The 17535-nt window shown below is 49.2% G+C and carries 13 protein-coding genes, 1 pseudogene and 1 riboswitch; of the genes and pseudogenes, 10 read left to right on the top strand and 4 right to left on the bottom strand.

Annotation, left to right across the window (positions count from 1 at the left end):
* Positions 1–172: 172 nt before the first annotated feature.
* The gene (metJ, locus tag DDT52_RS20505; RefSeq protein ID WP_136157964.1) at positions 173–490 is read right to left on the bottom strand and encodes a met regulon transcriptional regulator MetJ; all 318 of its coding nucleotides are present in this window, start codon (positions 488–490) and stop codon (positions 173–175) included.
* A gap of 188 nt (positions 491–678) precedes the next feature.
* Between metJ and metB the strand changes: the two genes are divergently transcribed.
* The 5 genes from metB to metF all read left to right on the top strand — a co-directional run bounded on the left by metB (position 679) and on the right by metF (position 9094).
* Complete coding sequence (metB, locus tag DDT52_RS20500; protein WP_136157963.1) at positions 679–1839, top strand: cystathionine gamma-synthase; 1161 nt, start codon at positions 679–681, stop codon at positions 1837–1839.
* 2 nt (positions 1840–1841) lie between these two features.
* Positions 1842–4277 carry a bifunctional aspartate kinase/homoserine dehydrogenase II gene (locus DDT52_RS20495; protein WP_136157962.1) on the top strand — a complete coding sequence of 812 codons (2436 nt, stop codon included), beginning with the start codon at positions 1842–1844 and terminating at the stop codon, positions 4275–4277.
* A gap of 617 nt (positions 4278–4894) precedes the next feature.
* Positions 4895–6292: an MFS transporter gene (locus DDT52_RS20490; protein WP_136157961.1), complete on the top strand. Its 1398-nt coding sequence runs from the start codon at positions 4895–4897 to the stop codon at positions 6290–6292.
* Positions 6289–7887 carry an alpha-L-arabinofuranosidase C-terminal domain-containing protein gene (locus tag DDT52_RS20485; protein WP_136157960.1) on the top strand — a complete coding sequence of 533 codons (1599 nt, stop codon included), beginning with the start codon at positions 6289–6291 and terminating at the stop codon, positions 7885–7887. Before DDT52_RS20490 ends, DDT52_RS20485 begins: the two co-directional genes overlap by 4 nt.
* A 313-nt stretch (positions 7888–8200) precedes the next feature.
* On the top strand, positions 8201–9094 hold the full coding sequence (metF, locus tag DDT52_RS20480; protein WP_136157959.1) for a methylenetetrahydrofolate reductase: 894 nt from the start codon (positions 8201–8203) through the stop codon (positions 9092–9094).
* 168 nt (positions 9095–9262) lie between these two features.
* Here metF and DDT52_RS20475 read toward each other — a convergent pair.
* Positions 9263–9463: pseudogene (locus tag DDT52_RS20475) on the bottom strand (redoxin family protein); the annotation flags it as partial.
* Positions 9464–9636: 173 nt separating this feature from the next.
* On the opposite strand from DDT52_RS20475, the gene oxyR reads away from it, so the two are divergent.
* Positions 9637–10554: a DNA-binding transcriptional regulator OxyR gene (gene oxyR, locus DDT52_RS20470; protein WP_109491298.1), complete on the top strand. Its 918-nt coding sequence runs from the start codon at positions 9637–9639 to the stop codon at positions 10552–10554.
* On the opposite strand, the gene sthA is transcribed toward oxyR, so the two are convergent.
* Positions 10537–11943: a Si-specific NAD(P)(+) transhydrogenase gene (sthA, locus tag DDT52_RS20465; RefSeq protein ID WP_425591570.1), complete on the bottom strand. Its 1407-nt coding sequence runs from the start codon at positions 11941–11943 to the stop codon at positions 10537–10539. The genes oxyR and sthA overlap by 18 nt on opposite strands.
* A gap of 196 nt (positions 11944–12139) precedes the next feature.
* Between sthA and fabR the strand changes: the two genes are divergently transcribed.
* Both fabR and DDT52_RS20455 read left to right on the top strand, forming a co-directional pair.
* Positions 12140–12754: an HTH-type transcriptional repressor FabR gene (gene fabR, locus DDT52_RS20460; protein ID WP_168709813.1), complete on the top strand. Its 615-nt coding sequence runs from the start codon at positions 12140–12142 to the stop codon at positions 12752–12754.
* Positions 12755–12802: 48 nt separating this feature from the next.
* The gene (locus DDT52_RS20455) at positions 12803–13177 is read left to right on the top strand and encodes a YijD family membrane protein (protein ID WP_136157957.1); all 375 of its coding nucleotides are present in this window, start codon (positions 12803–12805) and stop codon (positions 13175–13177) included.
* A 48-nt stretch (positions 13178–13225) separates the two neighbouring features.
* Here DDT52_RS20455 and trmA read toward each other — a convergent pair whose 3' ends face one another.
* A complete protein-coding gene (gene trmA / locus DDT52_RS20450) occupies positions 13226–14326 on the bottom strand; it encodes a tRNA (uridine(54)-C5)-methyltransferase TrmA (RefSeq protein WP_136157956.1) in 1101 nt (366 codons plus the stop codon).
* A 129-nt stretch (positions 14327–14455) separates the two neighbouring features.
* Positions 14456–14708: riboswitch (cobalamin riboswitch) on the top strand.
* A 67-nt stretch (positions 14709–14775) separates the two neighbouring features.
* Here trmA and btuB point away from each other — a divergent pair.
* On the top strand, positions 14776–16656 hold the full coding sequence (gene btuB, locus DDT52_RS20445; protein WP_136157955.1) for a TonB-dependent vitamin B12 receptor BtuB: 1881 nt from the start codon (positions 14776–14778) through the stop codon (positions 16654–16656).
* Positions 16601–17458: a glutamate racemase gene (murI, locus tag DDT52_RS20440; protein ID WP_136157954.1), complete on the top strand. Its 858-nt coding sequence runs from the start codon at positions 16601–16603 to the stop codon at positions 17456–17458. Before btuB ends, murI begins: the two co-directional genes overlap by 56 nt.
* Positions 17459–17535: the final 77 nt, after the last annotated feature.

Here is a 17535-nt window from a genome sequence, read left to right as displayed (position 1 = left end):
CAAGAACCCCACGGAAAATGTGGGGTTCGTCAGCAATCTGAAGGGCGCCTATGGGCGCCCTTGTTGTTTCCGATATCTGTGCGGTGGTGGTCATTCCGGGCGGATTATCTGCACAGGTCAGAAAACCGCAAGATCACGTTAACTCAACCTCAGATTCCGACGATTTAATTGTTTAATATTCCCAGGTATCGGGATCAATGCCCATTTCCCGCATGATGATTTTCGCTTCTTCAGGAATTTCATCACTGCGTTCCTTACGCAAATCTTCATCATTCGGCAGAGGTTGTCCGGTGAAAGCATGCAGAAACGCCTCACACAGGAGTTCGCTGTTTGTTGCGTGCCGCAGGTTGTTCACCTGGCGTCTTGTTCGCTCATCCGTCAGGATTTTCAGGACTTTCAGCGGAATAGACACCGTGATCTTTTTAACCTGTTCGCTTTTTTTACCGTGTTCAGCGTAAGGGCTGACATACTCGCCGTTCCACTCAGCCATGGGATTACCTTAAAAATTAATCGTAATGAAGACAGCATCTGTCATGAAATACCACGATTCTAGCGGTTATTATGCTTATGCTCAATCTATACGCAAAGAAGTTTAGAAGTCTAGATGTATTGACGTCTATTAAAACTGGGTTTACTCTTTAACCTCTTATGTTTCAGCCTCCAGCCAGGAAAAAGCCGATGACGCGTAAACAGGCAACGATCGCAGTTCGCAGCGGGTTAAATGATGACGAACAATATGGTTGTGTCGTCCCCCCCATTCACCTTTCCAGCACCTATAACTTTACCGGATTCAACCAGCCAAGAGCCCATGATTATTCGCGTCGCGGTAACCCGACGCGTGATGTGGTGCAGCGTGCGCTGGCTGAACTGGAAGGTGGTGCGGGTGCGGTGATGACCAGCAGCGGAATGTCGGCCATTATGCTGGTTTGCACGGTATTTCTGCGTCCGGGTGATTTGCTGGTTGCGCCTCATGACTGCTACGGCGGCAGCTACCGTCTGTTCGATAGCCTGAGTAAACGCGGTGCGTTTCGCGTGAAGTTTGTCGATCAGGGCGACGAAGCGGCGCTTAATGCCGCGCTGGAAGAGAAACCCAGTCTGGTGCTGATAGAAAGCCCCAGCAACCCCTTATTGCGCGTGGTGGATATCGCGGCGATTTGCCGTGCCGTTCGCGCGGCAGGGGCCATCAGCGTGGTGGATAACACCTTCCTGAGCCCCGCTTTGCAGCAGCCGCTGGCGCTGGGCGCGGATCTGGTTATCCATTCCTGTACGAAATACCTGAACGGTCACTCCGATGTGGTGGCCGGCGCCGTGATCGCCAACGATCCGGAAACCGTGACGGAACTGGCCTGGTGGGCCAACAACATTGGCGTAACGGGTGCGGCGTTTGACAGCTATCTGCTATTGCGTGGGTTGCGCACGCTGGCTCCTCGTATGGCTGCCGCACAGCGTAATGCGCTGCAACTGGTTGAATACCTGCAACAACAGCCGCTGGTGAAAAAATTGTATCACCCTTCATTACCGCAGAATTCTGGTCATGAAATTGCTCGTCGTCAGCAATCCGGATTTGGCGCCATGCTAAGCTTTGAGCTGGATGGTGATGAAGAGACGCTGCGGCGTTTCCTGGAGCCGTTGGAGTTGTTCACGCTGGCAGAATCTTTGGGTGGTGTGGAAAGCCTGATTTCCCATGCCGCAACCATGACTCATGCCGGCATGGCGCCCGAGGCGCGCGCCGCGGCCGGGATTTCTGAAACGTTATTGCGTATTTCAACCGGTATTGAAGACGGTGATGATCTTGTTGCCGATCTGGATCGTGCATTTCAGGCCGCAGTGAAGAGGTAAGAATGAGTGCATCAGGAGTAGCGGGAGCGGTGACAGGCCGGCAACTGCATAAATTTGGCGGCAGCAGTCTGGCTGATGTGAAGTGCTATCTGCGTGTCGCCGACATCATGGCTGAGTACAGTCATCCCGGTGATTTAATGGTGGTTTCCGCTGCGGGCAGCACGACCAACCAACTGATAAACTGGTTAAAGCTGAGTCAAAGCGATCGTCTTTCCGCTCATCAGGTTCAGCAGGCGTTGCGTCGCTATCAGAGCGATCTGATCGCCGGATTGCTCCCCCCTGAAACGGCTGAGCCGTTGACTTCCCTGTTTATTCGCGATCTGGAGCGTTTAGCGGCGCTGCTGGATGGCAAAATTACCGATGCCGTGTACGCCGAAGTGGTGGGGCACGGCGAAATCTGGTCTGCCCGGCTGATGTCCGCCTTGCTTAACCATCTGGATATGCAAGCCTCCTGGCTGGACGCGCGTGATTTCCTGCGGGCGGAGCGGGCGGCGCAACCCCAGGTTGATGAAGGTCGCTCCTGGCCGCTGCTGCAACAGTGCCTGACGCAACATGCGGGACACCGTCTGGTGGTGACCGGGTTTATCTGCCGTAATGACGCCGGTGAAACGGTGCTGCTGGGGCGCAACGGGAGCGACTATTCCGCGACGCAAATCGGGGCGCTGGCAGGCGTAGAACGCGTGACAATCTGGAGTGACGTCGCCGGTGTCTACAGCGCTGACCCACGCAAAGTAAAAGACGCCTGTCTGTTGCCTTTGTTGCGGTTGGACGAAGCCAGTGAACTGGCGCGACTGGCTGCGCCAGTGTTACATACGCGCACGCTACAACCCGTTTCCGGCAGCGATATCGATTTGCAACTGCGTTGCAGTTATCAGCCGGAACAGGGATCGACGCGCATTGAACGCGTACTGGCTTCCGGGACTGGCGCCAAAATTGTCACCAGCCATGATGATGTTTGTCTGATTGAAATTCAGCTGCCGACGGAACACGAGTTTTCTCTGGTTCAGCGGGAAATTGAGCAGTTACTGAATCGGGCGCAGTTAAAGCCGCTGGCGACGGGGATTCATCAGGATCGTAACCTGCTGCAACTCTGCTACACCTCTGAAGTCGTGGACAGTGCCTGGGCACGTCTGGAACAGGCGGCGTTGCCGGTCAGCTTGCACAAGCGGGAGGGGCTGGTGCTGGTGGCCATGGTGGGGGCCGGCGTGAGCAAGAATCCGTTGCACAGTCATCGTTTTTATCAACAGTTGAAAGACCAGCCGATCGAATTTATCTGGCAATCGGAGGATGGGATCAGTCTGGTCGCCGTGCTGCGCGTCGGGCCGACGGAACATCTGATACGCGGCCTTCATCATTCCCTGTTCCGCGCGGAGAAACGCATTGGCCTGGTGCTGTTTGGTAAAGGGAATATTGGTTCCCGCTGGCTTGAACTGTTTGCCCGTGAGCAAAGTAATATTTCTGCCCGTACCGGTTTTGAGTTTGTGCTGGCGGGGGTAGTGGACAGCACCCGTAGTCTGCTGAATTACGACGGTCTGGATGCCAGCCGGGTCTTGGCCTTCTTTGAAAACGAAGCGCAGGAGCGGAATGGCGAAGATCTGTTCCTGTGGATGCGTGCGCATCCGTTTGACGATTTAGTGGTGCTGGATGTCACCGCCAGTGAATCGGTTGCCGATCTGTACCTCGATTTCGCCAGCTATGGTTTCCATGTCATCAGTGCGAACAAACTGGCGGGGGCGTCCGGCGGCAATAATTATCGCCAGATTCGGGATGCCTTTGCCAAGACGGGCCGCCACTGGCTCTATAACGCCACGGTGGGAGCTGGGTTGCCGGTGAACTTTGCCGTCAGGGATCTGCGTGAAAGCGGTGACAGTATTCTTGCTATCAGCGGTATTTTCTCCGGCACGCTTTCCTGGTTATTCCTGCAATTCGATGGTTCGGTGCCGTTCATCGATCTGGTGGATCAGGCTTGCCAGCAGGGGCTGACCGAACCCGATCCGCGTGTGGATCTGTCCGGACAGGATGTGATGCGCAAGTTGGTGATTCTGGCCCGTGAAGCCGGGTATGAAATCGAACCCAGTCAGGTTCGGGTCGAATCGCTGGTGCCGCCAGGTTGTGAGGAAGGGTCTGTCGATCACTTCTTTGAGAATGGCGAATCGCTTAACGAGCAGATGATCCAACGTCTGGAAGCCGCTCAGGAAATGGGGCTGGTGCTGCGCCACATTGCCCGCTTTGACAACAATGGTAAAGCCCGGGTGGGGGTGGAAGCCGTGAGGCCGGATCATCCGCTGGCATCGTTGCTGCCATGCGACAACGTGTTTGCCATCGAAAGCCGCTGGTATCGGGATAACCCTTTGGTAATCCGTGGTCCGGGGGCGGGACGTGATGTGACTGCCGGCGCCATTCAATCGGATTTAAACCGTTTGGCGCAGTTGCTTTAAGCCAGAGATAAAACGCCGGGTCTGTTAGTCCCGGCGTGTCCTGTCCTGTTTTTCTACGCTGACGAACCTTAAGGTTCTCTCTCAGGGGCTCCCCTCAGCGTCGCTGTAAACAACCTCCCGATCTATTCGTCCCCCGAATCACTTAATTGAGTAAACTCATTGGGCTCGATTATTTGCTGCATCGCTACACCTTGGGATCTATTGGATATATTCACGCAGAAGAGGTATCAAGTCAGATATTCATATTAACAATATTGCTATATTTATAGAAAATAAAGCTGTCCGTTTTATTTTTAAGAGGATATTGATGATGGTTATCACAAAAAAAGGATTTAATAATCGTATTCACTTGTTTGTATTTATGTGTTTATGCATCATATAGTCTGGTTTGGGATTGTTACTGAATTTCGGGCAAAACCCAGGCATCGTTAGTGTATATAGTACGATATATACTGATGATGCCTGGGTTTTTTTATGGCTGATTAATGGCCGTTTAATTATTTATTAAATGCTAAATGGTTTTATTATATAGAGTTTTTTTGATGAATATGCGCGTTAATATTATTTGGGGAATTTGAAAGATACAATGATTTATACCTTTCAGGTATGGAGGCAGTATGTCCCAGAAGAGTATCAATATACAAAAAATAAATATCAGCGCAGGAAGCGCCGATGGCAGTTTATCCTTTCAGGAACGGCTGGCCTATGGTTGCGGTGATTTTGCCAATAATATCGTATTTTCAGGGATTTCCATATTTTTAGTCTATTATTATACGGATGTAATAAAAATTGATGCTGGCTTAATAGGCACTATTATGCTGGTTTCACGCATTGTGGATGGTATTCTCGATCTCCTGATGGGGGTTGTTGTCGACAGAACTCGTTCTAAATATGGTAAAGCCAGATGCTGGATACTCAGGATGGCCATACCCTATGCCATATCGGGAATTATTCTTTTCTCGGTTCCGGTAGATATATCCTATACGCTGAAAATAATTTACATCATTATTTCCTATAATTTTTCACAATTAATATTCACTGCTTTGCTAATCCCCTATGCCACATTAGGGGCGCTCATTACGCAAAATCAATATGAACGTGGTGTCCTGGGGATATTCAGAATGTTGCTTGCCACCCTTGGGACGATCTTCATCAATACGTTTACATTGAAAATGGTTGATTATTTCGGCGGTGATGATAAAGCATGGACATTAACCTTCACGGTTTTTGGTTTGCTCTCGCTGTTGCTGCTGTTGTTTACGTTTTGGGGAACGGAAGAAAGAGTTTCGGATAGTAACAATGAAACCGTGCCGATAAAAACAGGAATAATGTCACTCTTTAATAATAAATATTGGTGCATTGTTGCTATCAGCATTCTTTTATTATATTTCCTCCTTACGGTAGGCGGCGCAAGTACAATATATTACGCCAAGGCAATTTTTCATGATGCCAATCTGGTAGTCCAGTTAGGTAATTCAGTGACCATATCGCAGGTTATTACGATGCTGGTGACGGCAACATTCATAAAGAAATATGGTAAGAGGAATGTCTTCGTCTTTGGCCTGGTGGCTAATATTATAGGATATTTATTTCTGGCATTTTGGTATGACAATTATTATATGGCCATATCGAGCAACATACTCAAAGGTATTGGCTGTGGCGCGCTTGCATCGTGCATGTTCGGCATGCTGGCGGACACGATTGAATATGGGGAGTGGAAAACGGGAGTCAGAGTGGCCGGCCTGGTTAACTCGGCGTCCAGCTTTGGGAGTAAGGTGGGCGCCGGTATCGGCGGCGCCGTGGTGGGATGGGCTTTATCCATGGGCGGATATAAAGCGGAGCTTGATAGTCAGCCTGCATCGAGCATTATGGCGATAAACTCGTTATATATCTATATACCGCTAATTGTCAGTATTATTGTTCTGATTATGATGTTTTTTTATAAGTTGGATCAGGAATACCCGGAAATTATTGAGGTCCTGAAACGCAGGAATAACACGGGAGAAGATAAATGACGAGAATACGTATTTTAAAGAATAAAGCAAAGATAACGGTTAATGCCGAGCTACATTCTCAGTTTATAGAAAATCTGGGTACGAATATTTACAATGGCATCTGGGTTGGCGAGGATTCAGAAATCCCTAATTACCATGGGATCAGGAAAGATATTGTGGATGCATTAGCCCGGATTTCTCCACCGGTGTTAAGGTGGCCGGGGGGATGCTATGCCGACCATTACCACTGGCGCCACGGAGTTGGCGACAGATCTGAACGTCCCGTGGATTACAATGAGGTGTTTGGTTCCAATACGCTGGATTATAACCAGTTCGGCACCCATGAATTTATCACGTTATGTCATCTCGTGGGTTCAAAGCCATGGATTAACATTAATATGTTGACCGGCTCCCCTGCCGAAATGGTTGAATGGGCAGAATACTGTAACCGTAAGGAATTAACGACGCTTACCAAGGAAAGAGAAGCAAATGGTAGTTCTGAACCTTTCGATGTTGAATATTGGGGAATAGGAAACGAAAGCTGGGCCGGGGGAGGAACCTATACGGCAGCCGAATATGTAGCTGAATACAGAAAATACAGCACGGCATTCCCGACGTTTAGTAATCTGCTGTCGCCGCCGAGTGAACATTATCCGTTAAAGTTTATTGCCGTTGGTCCCGATGGCAATAAAGAAAAAGAACGCGTTCTGTGGACAAAAGAGTTTTTTTCTTCTATATCCAGATTCAGACAGCCTAAAATAGACGGTTACGATTTACATTTTTATAATTGGAATATTTCTGATCCAACTGACAATATTGTCGATTTTAATGAAAAACAGTGGTTTAAGGTTTTATCAGGCGCTCTGGAAATTGAGGATGTTGTCATTGAACAATATCATTTAATAAAAGAAGGCATTAACAATATCACTGAAACCGAGGGGCCGTTTCAGTATAAGATAAACTGTGATTTGATTATTGGCGAATGGGGGAACTGGCATAGTTTTTCGTGTGATGACGGGCGGGTGTTGTGGCAACAATGCACCATGCGTGATGCAATAACCACCGCGTTGACGCTCGATATTTTTCACCGGCATAGCGATAAAGTTAAAATTGCCTGTGTGGCTCAAACAGTGAATGTGCTGAATTCACTGTTTCTCACCGACGGTGAGCGCACGATTTTGACACCCAATTATCATGTGTTTGATATGTATAAGGTGCACCGGGGGGCGGACCTGTTAGTGTGTCAGGTTGAGACAGAAATGCTTTCTCGTGAAAATAATAAAACAGTTAATGCAATATATGGATTTGCATCAATTAAGGAAAATACTATCAATCTTAATATCATCAATACCGATATGTTCAAACAACATACCGTTCTCATTGAATTTGACGAACCGGTTGCATTTGTGGACGCGAAAATATTAAAGGGAGAGAGCGCTCGTTCACACAATACCTTCGAAGCACCACATCGTGTAATGCCGGCGGCATTCGATGCGATCCGCATGGTGAGTGACGGTATTTGGGAGATGAGCGTTGCTCCGTCGTCTATAACCGTGGTTTCTTTTAGCGTCTGCCCTCAAAGTAATAGGCGTGACGATATGGTAAAAAACGCGTGAATGCCGAATCACCGACTTAAGTCGGTAAGTTAAGTCATGGGAAAGCCAATACTGCTGTAACTGAAGGTATGACGGGGATAGAACGAATATCCGGCCTGAACGAGTACCTTTTCCCTCTCTCTATTGGCGCAGTCTTGTTGAGCAGACGGGATATCATGAATTTTCTTCATGTAGCTTGAGTAATCATCACCGCGTATCCTGATTAAAAGCGTTGACTCTTTAAGTGGATTACGTCATTTTCTATATAGACGTCTAAACGTATAGACGGTTGTGAAAATGATAATAACAGTAACGGTGAATGGAGTAGCAGGGTATGAGTTTTTTTCACGCAAACCAGCGGGAAGCGCTGAATCAAAGTTTGGCGGAGTTGCAAGGGCAGATTAATGTTTCATTTGAATTTTTTCCGCCGCGTACCAGCGATATGGAAGAAACACTGTGGAACTCCATTGATCGCCTGAGCAATCTGAAGCCAAAGTTTGTTTCTGTTACCTATGGCGCCAACTCTGGCGAGCGCGATCGGACTCACAGCATTATTAAAACCATTAAAGAGCGCACCGGTCTGGAAGCGGCCCCGCATCTCACCTGCATCGATGCTTCCCGTGAACAGTTACGTGAAATTGCCCAGGATTACTGGCAGAGCGGTATTCGTCATATTGTGGCGTTACGTGGTGATTTACCGCTGGGCGGCGGTAAACCGGAAATGTATGCTTCCGATCTGGTTGCGTTGCTGAAAGAGGTGGGGGACTTTGATATTTCTGTTGCCGCCTATCCTGAGGTGCATCCGGAAGCGAAAAGCGCTCAGGCTGACCTGATCAATCTGAAGCACAAGATTGACGCCGGAGCGAGTCGTGCAATCACCCAGTTCTTTTTTGATGTAGAAAGCTATCTGCGTTTCCGCGATCGCTGTGTGGCGACGGGGATCGATGTCGAGATCGTGCCGGGTATTCTGCCTGTCTCCAACTTCAAACAATTGCAGCGTTTTGCCACCATGACGAATGTTCGTGTGCCGAACTGGATGACATCCATGTTTGAAGGGCTGGATAATGATCCGGAAACCCGCAAGATGGTAGGCGCATCCATTGCGATGGACATGGTGAAAATCCTGAGTCGTGAAGGGGTGAAAGATTTCCACTTCTATACGCTGAACCGTGCTGACTTAAGCTATGCGATTTGCCATACGCTGGGAGTGCGACCGGCGGCAGCCTGATAAGATTACTATCTCGCATCATATACGTGCATCAGCCCGTTATCACGCAGCACAACGCGTGAACGTTCCTGATTCTCCAAAGAAACCCTGCTGGTTTCAAAACCCCCGCATGCACTTAATTGCTGGCTGAACTTGCGATGGGAGAGCTTCCCCGTCGCAATAAGGCTAAACGCATAAAATGCTATCAACGCCAAATTGCTTGAACACGCCAGCCAACTCATTATAGCGTGGCAGGTAGCTGGAAGAGCAGGTCGGCGTAAAAGCCTCTGGTAAAGCAAATACAACGACAGTTTTATTATGGAATAATTCGTCTGTTGTCACATCGCGCCATTGATCGTCCTGACGTATAGGGAAAGTGACCTGTGGGATTTTTTTGCCTTCTGGCTAGTAGACATGGCTTAGCCTCGTAATGATGAAACTTATGTAGGAATAAATAGATATTCTGCGATGGGATGTATTATTCGTTTTGTGTATTGATAGGAATAATCGTTCATTGCTATTCTATCTATCGCCATTTGCTATCGTGATAAGGAGAATAATAAATGAATATTCGGGATTTAGAGTATCTTGTGGCGCTGGCGGAGCATCGCCATTTTCGGCGCGCCGCAGACTCTTGCCACGTTAGTCAGCCAACTCTCAGTGGACAAATTCGTAAGCTGGAGGATGAACTCGGTGTTATGTTGCTGGAGAGGACCAGTCGCAAGGTACTGTTTACCCAGGCCGGACTGCTACTGGTTGAACAGGCGCGAACCGTACTGCGTGAAGTGAAGGTATTGAAAGAAATGGCAAGCCAGCAGGGGGAGACGATGTCAGGCCCTTTGCATATTGGCTTGATTCCGACGGTTGGCCCCTACCTGCTTCCGCAAATCATTCCGATGTTGCACCGCACATTCCCCAAGCTGGAAATGTACCTGCACGAAGCACAAACTCATCAACTTTTAGCACAGCTGGATAGCGGAAAACTGGATTGCGCCATCCTGGCGATGGTGAAAGAGTCCGAAGCCTTTATCGAAGTTCCTTTATTCGACGAGCCGATGAAACTGGCGATTTATCAGGATCATCCATGGGCAAATCGTGAACGTGTCGCCATGGCCGATCTGGCCGGTGAGAAATTGCTCATGCTGGAAGATGGGCACTGTTTGCGCGATCAGGCGATGGGATTCTGTTTTCAGGCTGGTGCGGATGAAGATACCCATTTTCGGGCGACCAGTCTGGAAACGCTGCGTAATATGGTGGCGGCGGGAAGTGGTATTACGCTGCTGCCGTCACTGGCGGTACCGCATGAACGTGAACGCGATGGCGTCTGCTATTTGACCTGCTACAAACCGGAGCCAAAGCGTACCATCGCCCTAGTTTACCGCCCCGGTTCACCGCTGCGCGGACGTTATGAACAACTTGCCGATACCATCCGCGAGCATATGCAGGACTATCTGGAAAACCAGTCAAAACAGACGGTTTAAACCATTTAATGCCGCCACCCGATAGGCTTCAGCCATCGTAGGGTAATTGAAGGTAGTATTGACGAAATATTCAATAGTATTACCTTCGCCTTTTTGCTCCATGATGGCTTGGCCGATATGAATAATCTCTGCCGCGCGCTCACCAAAACAGTGAATACCCAGAATCTGTTTTGTTTCACGATGGAAGAGAATTTTCAGACTTCCCACATTCATTCCCACGATTTGTGCACGAGCCAGATGTTTGAACTGTGCTCTTCCCACTTCGTAGGGCACTTTCATCGCGGTGAGTTCCTGCTCGGTTTTACCGACAGAACTGATTTCAGGGATCGTGTAAATCCCGGTGGGAATGTCTTCGATCAGATGTGCGGTCGCATCGCCTTTTGTAATAGCCTGTGCGGCAATGCGCCCCTGATCGTACGCCGCGGAGGCCAGACTGGGGTAGCCGATGACATCACCCACGGCATAAATGTGCGCCAAACCGGTCTGATACATGCTGTTGACCTTGATTAGCCCACGGTTATCGATACTCAGACCGATCTTGTCCAACCCCAGCGTCTCAGTGTTGCCGGTTCGACCATTGGCATAGAGCAGACAGTCCGCTTTCATCTTCTTGCCGGACTTCAGATTGACGATGACGCCGTCGGGTACCCCTTCAATACTTTCAAATTCTTCGTTGTGACGGATAACCACGCCATTGTTCCAGAAGTGATAGGACAGCGCGTCCGACATTTCCTGATCGAGGAACGCCAGTAGACGGTCGCGGGTATTGATCAGGTCGACCTTGACGCTTAACCCGCGGAAGATGGACGCGTATTCACAGCCAATAACGCCGGCGCCGTAAATGATGACGTGCTGTGGTTCATGATCCAGTTGCAGGATGGAATCGCTGTCATAGATACGAGGGTCGGAGAAATCCACTTCCGCCGGATGGTAAGGCCGGGAACCTGTAGCGATAATGACATTCGCGGCGGTCAGCGTGTCGTGAGTATCGTCCGGATAGTGTACGGCAATAGTATGTTGATCAATAAACCGCGCTTCGCCAGAGAATAAATCACACTGATTACGTTCATAAAATCCCTGACGCATCTGGGTTTGCTGGCCGATAACACTATCAGCGTGGCGCAGAATGTCAGAAAAAGAAGAGCGGATAATGCGGGAATTATCACTGTACAGCGGGTTTTGGTTGAACTCGATAATACGGCTGACAGCATGGCGTAGCGCTTTGGAAGGAATGGTCCCCCAATGGGTACAGCCGCCGCCAACGTTATAGTGCCGTTCAATCACGGCAATCCTGGCGCCCTGTTTGGACAATCCCATGGCGGCGCCTTCACCGCCGGGGCCTGAACCGATCACTATCGCATCATAATCGAACTGCTTTTGTATGGTCATGGTAGGCTAAACCTGTTTTTATACAAAAATATAACGCGATTGTAACATCGGCTGAGGCAGAACCCAATCATCCCTGTTTTTATTATGGGAAATGGTGGTCACATTTTTAATATGACAAACTTTGTCTCAGCATGCTGAGATTAAAGTTTGCTATAGTGCCTCTCTGGAAAGGAGAGCAAATGATTTGGGCAGGATAATGGGTGTCAGAGCACAACAAAAAGAACGGACGCGTCGCTCCCTGATTGAGGCGGCGTTTAGCCAATTAAGCGCTGAACGTAGTTTCGCCAGCCTGAGCTTGCGTGAAGTGGCACGTGAAGCCGGCATTGCTCCAACCTCTTTCTACCGCCATTTTCGTGACGTGGATGAATTGGGGTTGACGATGGTGGATGAAAGCGGGCTGATGTTGCGCCAGTTAATGCGTCAGGCCCGGCAACGCATTGCCAAAAGTGGCAGCGTAATCAAAACCTCCGTCTCCACCTTTATGGAGTTTATTGGTAATAACCCTAACGCCTTCAGGTTGTTATTGCGAGAACGTTCGGGGACGTCTGCCGCATTTCGTGCGGCTGTCGCACGTGAGATACAGCATTTCATCGCAGAGCTGGCAGATTATCTGGAAGTTGAAAATCACATTCCTCGCAGTTTTGCGGAGGCGCAATCAGAAGCAATGGTCACCATTGTTTTCAGCGCCGGGGCGGAAGCATTGGATGTCGATCTGGCGCAGCGCAGGCAGTTGGAAGAGCGTCTGGTGCTGCAACTGCGTATGATCTCCAAAGGCGCCTATTATTGGTACAGAAGGGAACAGGGACAATAGCGCCAGTGCTTCGTGAGTTTTACGTATATACATGAGAAGGGAGAAACCATGACAGAACAACAACCTCAACAAGAAAAGGGGACGCTGCTCTTGGCATTAGTCGCCGGCCTGTCGGTCAATGGCGCGTTTGCTGCTTTGTTCAGCTCGGTAGTGCCATTTTCCATTTTCCCTTTGATTGCACTGGTTTTATCTATCTATTGTCTGCATCAGCGTTATATGAATCACAGCATGCAAGAAGGGACGCCGATGCTGGTTGCCGCCTGTTTTCTGTTAGGACTGCTGCTCTACAGTGCGATTGTCCGCGTTGAATACCCCGTCATCGGTTCAAACTTTGTGCCTTCTCTGCTTTGTGTCGCGTTGGTGTTCTGGATTGGTTTTAAGCTGCGCGCCAGAAAGCCGGCAAAAGAGATTGATACGCCATAGAGTCTGGGGACGCAGCCAGTTGCATACGTGAATGACGAACGAATGCAACTATCGTTTTTCTAACAACACGCCGCATTCCATGTGATGGGTATAAGGGAATTGATCAAACAGCGCCAGACGGCGAATTTGATGCGTTTCGTTCAGCGTTTCCAGATTGCGGCACAGCGTTTCCGGGTTGCAGGAAATATAGAGTATGCGCGGATAGGCCTGCACGAGCTTGACCGTTTCCGAATCCAGTCCGCTACGCGGCGGATCGACGAAAATGGTTTCACACTGATAGCTTGTCAGATCGATACCCTCTAATCGATTAAACTTTCGTACGCCTTGCATCGCCTGTGTAAACTCTTCCGCCGACATACGAATAATCTGCACGTTATCAATGTGATTGGCGGCAATATTGTATTGCGCGGCGGCGACCGACGGTTTGGCGATTTCGGTCGCCAGCACACGATCAAAATTGCGCGCCAGCGCCAATGAGAAATTTCCGTTGCCGCAGTATAGTTCCAGCAAATCTCCCGCGGAGCCTTTTGTCGCGTCCAGCGCCCATTCCAGCATGTTTATGTTCATGGCGGCGTTGGGTTGGGTGAAGCTGTTTTCAACCTGCCGATAGATCATATCGCGCCCGGCGACGGGCAGACATTCGTCAACGTAATCCCGATCCAGACAAATCTTGGTTTTGGTCGCGCGGCCAATCAGTTGCAATTGAAACCCCTGCGTACGCAGTTCATCGCGCAGCGCGCTGGCATGCTGCCGCCATTCATCATCCAATGCCCGGTGATACAGCAGAGAAACCACCACCTCACCGCTTAACGTGGAAAGATAATCAATCTGAAACAGTTTACGACGCAGGATAGGATTGGGCCGCAAAGCGGCAATCAATGCAGGCATCAGTCGGTTTATCAACTCGCTGGCTGCCGGAAACCGATCGACACGAATACGCTGCTTGGTCTGTTGATCGAACATGATGTGGTAAAGGTCGTCGCCGTCGTGCCAGATACGAAACTCTGCACGCATGCGGTAATGGCTTACGGGAGAACGAAAAACAGCAGGTTTGGGCGCATTAAATGATGCCATCATGTTACTAAGACGTTCTGTTTTTTGTGCTAGCTGGTTGTCGTATTGTTCGATTGGCAGGTTCTCTGGCGTCATGGTTTTCTCATCTGTACGGCATCAAAAATGGCTATATTGGCCGGAATTCCAGGTAATCCGGTCGGGAAGTCCAATTTTTCCATGTTATTACTCTGTAATGAAACAAGGGGATAGACCTCCGATTCAGGCGATCGTAGCATGAAAATCCGGCCTTTTATTACAAGTTAAAAGGGAATCCAGTGTGAATCTGGAGCTGACGCGCAGCGGTAAGGGTAGTCTGAACGATAGCATTATGCAGACACTGTCTTGTTAAAGATGGGAAGTCATCGTTCTTTGTTGTTACGAACAGTTGTTACGAATCATGGTTATTACAAACGATGTTTCGGCAATTAACGTGACAGCGGCCCCAAGCCCGAAGACCTGCCGGTATACGTCGCAGTGACCATGATCATCGCGTGCTATTCATCATGGTAATGCGGCATCCTCTATATCGTTTGGATGCTTGATACATGCTTAATAAAAAAATATTGCTGTCGACAGCGTTTTCTGTCACGGCCTTTCCCGTCTGGGCGCAAGACAATACGGATTCATCGCCAGAACGTGACGATGATATCACGGTTACGGCAAGCCGCTTTCCCCAACCCGTTTCCACCGTGCTGGCGCCAATGGATGTCGTTACCCGCGAAGACATCGACCGCTGGCAGGCAAAAAATGTATTAGAAGTCATGCGTCGGTTGCCGGGGGTGGATATCGCGCAGAACGGCGGGTTGGGGCAAAGTGCGTCGATGTTTATTCGTGGTTCGGAAGCGCGTCATACTCTGATTTTGATTGACGGTGTCCCTGTAGCGAAGCCCGGTATTACAGGTGATAGTGATTTCAACCAGATACCGATTTCTCTCGTACAACGCATTGAATTTATTCGCGGGCCTCGTTCTGCTGTTTATGGCGCCGATGCAATTGGTGGTGTGATTAACATCATTACTCAGACTGATAGCGACAGTACCAACCTTCGTGCCGGCGTGGGTTCCAACCATTATCAGGAATATGGCGGCAGTGTCCGTCATACGATAGCCGATAATACAAACATCACGCTGGCCGGCGCTTATCAAGACACCAACGGCTTTAATGTCCAGCCCAATTCGGCTTATCGCGTTGATGGGGATAAAGACGGTTGGCGGAATAAATCATTTTGGGCTGGTGTTGAACATAAATTTGATGAGCGTTTTTCAGGGTTCTTGCGCGGCTACGGCTATGGCGCGAATAGTGACTATGATGCGGGATATTCAGGCGGGGGAGATGAGCAACAAATTTATAATCATACCTACAGTACTGGTTTGCGTTTTTCTCAGGGAATATATGCCTCTCAATTGATAGCTGGCTATCAAAAATACAGTGTACTTAACTATGTCAGTACCCAGGGGCGCTATGGGGCGGATAATTCTCAGGACGACATGGAGCAGCGTAATGTGCAATGGGGAAATACTTTTACCATTGCTTCCGGTACGCTCAGCGCGGGTATTGATTGGAAACGGCAAAAGCTGACTTCCGAAGGTGTGAGTTTAAATTCGGGTGCACGGGAGACGAACAGCTACAAACAAGATAATACTGGCGCTTATATCACCACGCAGCAGCAGTATGGCGCGGTAACATTAGAAGGCTCCGCTCGTGGAGATGATAACGAACAGTTTGGAAACCATGGAACCTGGCAGGTAGCCGCTGGATGGACATTTATACCCGATTATCGTGTCACGCTTTCCTATGGCACTGGATTTCAGGCGCCAACATTGGGCCAGCTATATGGACAAAAACGTTTTGACATCACCTCGAATGAAAATCTGAAGCCAGAAGAGTCAAAACAATGGGAAGCTGGGCTTGAGGGACTGACCGGGCCGCTGAATTGGCGTTTGTCCGCTTATATCAACAAAATTGATAATCTGATCAATTATGAATATGCCTCTGCTACGAATACAGGGAAATATTACAATGTTAAAGCCGCGACGATGAAAGGCCTTGAATGGACGGGGTCATTTGATACCGGTATTTTGAGTCATCAAATGACTTTGGGCTATCTTGATGCTCGCAGTGATGAGGATGACAAAGTATTGGCCCGTCGTGCTAAACAGCAGGCTAAATATCAACTGGATTGGACGTTGTATGACGTCGATTTCGATCTCAGCTATCAGTATGTGGGAAAACGTTTCGACAATGCGCAGAACACTCGTCGACTGCCAAGCTACAGCACCGTCGATTTCGCCGCGTCATATCCGGTCACCTCTCAGTTGACAGTTCGTGGTAGAATTGCCAACCTGTTTGATAAAGAGTATGAGACGGCATATGGCTACCGAACGGCAGGGCGAGAATACTATCTCACCGGAAGCTATACCTTCTGACCTGCCATCCCGTCCCACGGTTCTGGTGTTTGATTCCGGCGTGGGCGGGCTGTCTGTTTATGATGAGATCCGGAAATTGTTGCCGGATCTCCACTATATCTATGCATTCGATAATGAAGCGTTTCCCTACGGTGAAAAGCCACAGCAGTTTATTATCGAGCGTGTTGTCGAGATTGTTACCGCCATTCAGCTGCGTCACCAGCTGGCGCTGGTTGTAATTGCCTGTAACACCGCCAGTACCATTTCCCTTCCTGCTTTGCGTGCGCGGTTTACCTTTCCTGTTGTGGGCGTGGTGCCTGCGGTTAAACCGGCGGCGAAACTGACGCGTAATGGCGTTGTTGGTCTGCTGGCGACCCGCGCAACGGTACAACGTCCTTATACACACGAACTTATCGCCCGTTTTGCGAATGATTGTCAGATATTATCGCTTGGTTCGTCAGAGCTGGTTGAATTGGCGGAAGCAAAATTGCAGGGAGAGGCTATCTCGATTGCCGATTTGCAAAAGCTTTTGCGTCCCTGGCTACGTTTATCTGAGCCACCGGATACGGTAGTGCTTGGATGTACACATTTCCCGTTATTGGCCGAAGAATTGCAAATGGCGTTACCCGATGGGACGCGATTAGTGGATTCAGGCGCAGCGATCGCCAGAAGAACGGTATGGCTGATTGCCAACCTTGAAAATCCGACATGCTCGACAGAAAAAAATCTGGTTTATTGCCTGACGATTACACCCAAAGTTGCCACCCTGTGGCCAGTATTGCAGCGTTATGGCTTCTTTTCGTTGGAAAAACTGCCGCTTTAACGTGCTAATGGGTAAATTGTAGGCGATCGATAATTTTTTTGCATTTAGCGCTTGTCAGCGGCGGAGAAGTCCCTATA

It is taken from the genome of Brenneria roseae subsp. roseae, assembly GCF_003115845.1.
Taxonomy (GTDB): domain Bacteria; phylum Pseudomonadota; class Gammaproteobacteria; order Enterobacterales; family Enterobacteriaceae; genus Brenneria; species Brenneria roseae.
This window is presented reverse-complemented; position numbering and strand designations above follow the sequence as displayed.